Consider the following 907-nt stretch of genomic DNA (forward strand, 5'->3'; position numbering starts at 1 on the left):
AGAGTGTGTCGCGCTGCTTCTCCTCAACCGAAAAAAGCGGCCTCATGCGCTCGGTTCCGGGGCGGACGGCAATCTTCCCCGTTCGGACCAGCGGGGTTCAGAGGGATTCCGGGTCCTGAAAAAAGCCGGTGGTGTCCACGGTGAGATCGCTCTCCTCCTCCGGGCGGAGGGCGTCGAAATAGCGCTCCTCCAGGGGGATCCATTTCTCCAGGAAGGGGATCAGGCCCTCCGGCCCCTCCCGCTCCAGCAGGCGCCGCCGCTGCTCCTCCCGGGAGCAGGTGAGGAAGAGCTTCAGGTCGTACTGCGGGGCCAGATCCGGATGCAGGGCATAGCTGCCCTCCACGACGGTGAGGGGGCGGAAGGGGACGGACACCGGTGGCCGGAGCCGTCCGGCATGGCAGTCGAAGGGGCGGAAGGTCACGTCCTCTCCCCGGCTCAGGGGGAGGAGGACCTCCGCAAGCATCCGCTCCCGGTCCACATTACCGCCGGGCTGGGAGAGCCGCTCCGGTGTGCGGAGGGCAGGGGGGAGAAAGAAGTCGTCCATATGAAAGACATTGCAGGGGAAGAGCGCGGCGATGAGGGCGGCAAGGCTGGTCTTTCCGCTGCCGCACCGGCCGTCGATGGCAACCACGGCGGGACGGCCTCCCCGAGCCAGGGGCCAGATGGCCAGCAGCACAAAGAGAAAGTTCACATAATCCCGCTCCAGCACCCGATAGTGGGGGTGGTAGGCGCTGCGGAATGCCTCGCTGTGGTGGAGGGCCGGGCAGTCTTCGGCCCGATAGTCCCGCAGCCAGGCGGGATATCCGGGGATGTCCAGGGCGAGGAGGGACTCCAGCCTCTCATCCAGACCCGCCCGGGTGCCGGTGTGCCGGCAGGCGGTGGCGGTGAAGAGAAGGGACACCAGGGG

1 protein-coding gene is annotated in these 907 nt (G+C 67.5%); it reads right to left on the bottom strand.

The window, feature by feature from the left end; translation table 11 throughout:
* Positions 1-97: 97 nt before the first annotated feature.
* The coding region (locus ABUA09_RS16965; RefSeq protein WP_349949556.1) for a uridine kinase family protein at positions 98-907 on the bottom strand (810 nt) is incomplete at its 5' end.

Source organism: Intestinimonas sp. RTP31139st1_F5_RTP31139_211217, from assembly GCF_040226735.1.
Lineage (GTDB): Bacteria > Bacillota > Clostridia > Oscillospirales > Oscillospiraceae > Intestinimonas > Intestinimonas butyriciproducens.